Source organism: Pseudoalteromonas sp. SG44-17 (genome assembly GCF_014164235.1).
In the GTDB taxonomy this organism is placed as follows: Bacteria; Pseudomonadota; Gammaproteobacteria; order Enterobacterales; family Alteromonadaceae; genus Pseudoalteromonas; species Pseudoalteromonas rhizosphaerae.
Map to the genome: position 1 here is coordinate 163,423 of NZ_JACJEV010000008.1, position 2,842 is coordinate 166,264.

General features: G+C 47.5%; 1 protein-coding gene. It reads left to right on the top strand.

The window, feature by feature from the left end:
• Positions 1-2,842: Ig-like domain-containing protein (locus H5182_RS08465; protein WP_220497082.1), on the top strand; the 2,842-nt coding region annotated here is incomplete at both ends.

A 2,842-nucleotide genomic window follows, 5' to 3' on the forward strand; every position in this document is an offset into this window, starting at 1 on the left:
TTGATGTCAGCAGCTTTAATAATGGCACGCTCACCGTCAGCGCCACACAAAGTGATGCGGCGGGTAACACCTCCAGTGCAGCCAGCACCTCAGTGATTTTAGATAACGCAGCACCGAATGCCTTGTCGATTGCTACCCCGATTGAGGTTGATGGCCGGATCAATGCTGTAGAAGATGGCAGTGTATTGATCACCGGCTCTGGGGCAGAAGCCAATGCCAGTGTCAGTGTGACTATCAGCGATGGCGCGAATAACTTATCACGGACTGTGACGGCTGATGGCGCAGGTACATGGACTATCAGTGGTAGTGAGTTTGATGTCAGCAGCTTTAATAATGGCACGCTCACCGTCAGCGCGACACAATCTGATGCGGCGGGTAACACCTCCAGCGCAGCCAGCACCGCGGTGATTTTAGATAATACAGCACCGAATTCACCGACAATAGCCACTCCGATAGAGGGCGATGGTAAAGTTAACGCAGCGGAAGACAGTGACGTAGTGATCACCGGCTCCGGGGCGGAAGCTAATGCCAGCGTCAGTGTGACCATCAGCGATGGCGCGAATAACTTATCACGTACCGTAACGGCTGATGGCTCTGGGGCATGGACTATCAGTGGTAGTGAGTTTGATGTCAGCAGCTTTAATAATGGCACGCTCACCGTCAGCGCCACACAAAGTGATGCGGCGGGTAACACCTCGACTACGGCAACCGCATTAATTACGTTGGATAATCAAGCGCCAAATGCATTGACGATTACTACGCCAATTGAAGGCGACGGCAAAGTTAATGCTGTTGAAGATAACGATGTACTAGTGCAAGGATCTGGCGCAGAGTCAGGTGCAACAGTTACAGTAAATGTTGATGGTATATCTAAAACCACCACTGCAGATTCAAGTGGTAATTGGACATTATCGGGCAACGAGCTGGATATCAGTGCGCTGAATAATGGTACGCTGACGGTCTCGGCAACTCAGGCCGATAGCGCAGGTAATGTCTCAATAGCTGCAACTACAACAATAACGTTGGATAACCAAGCACCAAACGCACCAACCTTTATTACGCCTATTGAGGAGGATGGTAAAGTTAACGCTGCGGAGGATAATGATGTATTAGTCCAAGGCGGGGGAGCAGAGTCAGGCGCAACAGTCACTGTGAGTATCGGTGGGGTGACTAAAACGACTACCGCAGACTCAAGTGGTAATTGGACATTATCAGGTAATGAGCTGGATATCAGCGCTCTAAATAATGGCATATTGACAGTTTCGGCAACACAAACCGACGATGCGGGCAATATCTCAACGGCCGCATCAACTTCAATTACATTAGATAACATCGCACCAAATGCGGTGGCTATTACAACGCCGATTGCAGTAGATGGTATTGTAAATGCGGCTGAAGACAATGCTGTGTTGATCACAGGGTCAGGTGCAGAAGCTGGCGCAACAGTGACAGTGGGTATTAGCGGCATAAATGCCACTGTGATAGCTGATAGCAGCGGTAACTGGACACTTAATGGCAGTGAATTAGACATTAGCGCGTTAAATAATGGCACATTAACAGTATCTGCAACGCAAACCGATAGCGCAGGAAATATTTCATCTGCAGCTACAACCACTATAACCTTAGATAATGTTGCGCCAAATGCATTGGCTATCACAACGCCGATCGCTGTTGATGGCATTGTGAATGCTGCTGAAGATAATGCGTTATTAATTGTAGGATCTGGGGCAGAATCAGGCGCTGCAGTTAAGGTTGATGTTGGCGGTGTAAATGCCACCGTGACTGCTGATAGCAACGGTAATTGGACTCTCAGTGGTAATGAGTTAGATATCAGTGCATTAAATAATGGCACATTAACGGTATCAGCAACGCAAACTGACAGCGCGGGTAATATTTCTCCAGCGGCAACGACGACGATAACCTTGGATAACAGTGCACCGCTAGTTGTTACTATTAATACGCCAATCGAAGTCGATGGCATAGTTAACGCTAGTGAAGATGATAGTGTATTGATAACCGGCTCTGGGGCAGAATCAGGCGCTGCAGTTAATGTTGATATTGGCGGTGTAAATGCCACGGTTACAGCTGGTAGTGGTGGAAATTGGACGCTTAGCGGCAATGAGTTAGATATAAGTGCACTTAATAACGGCACTTTAACAGTATCGGTAACGCAAACTGACAGTGCAGGGAATACTTCACCTGCGGCGACCAGCTCAATTACTTTAGATAATACCACCCCAACTGGGCATGCAGTTAGCGTTGATCAAAGCTTAATTAATGCGGATAACGAATCTGCAATGAGTGTTAGTTTTACTGGGCTTGAAGGAAGTGGTTCGCTTAGTTACCAGGTAAGTGATGGCAGTAATGCTGTTACTGGTAACGCAACGATTAGTGCTGTTACGCAGCAAATTACAGGTATCGATGTTACAACATTGGCTGAGGGAGTGTTAACGTTCTCAGCAATAGTTACAGACACCGCAGGCAATGCCAGCGCAGCAGTAACTGCCACAGTAACTAAAAAATATAATGTCGTACCGGTGTTAAGTGGTTCACCAAGTACAACTACAGCTGAAGATGCAGCGTATAGTTTTATACCCACCCTTACAGACAGCGATACGCAAGATACCCATACTTTTAGCATCATTAATAAGCCAAGTTGGGCAAGCTTTGACACCAGCACGGGCGAATTAGCGGGCACGCCACAGAACCAGGATGTAGGCAGCTACGCGGCTATTACTATCAGTGTTAACGATGGCACAGATAGCGCCAGTTTAACGCCATTTACATTAGAGGTAACCAACACCAATGATGCGCCGGTAGGGCAAAACTTCGCGTTTAACCT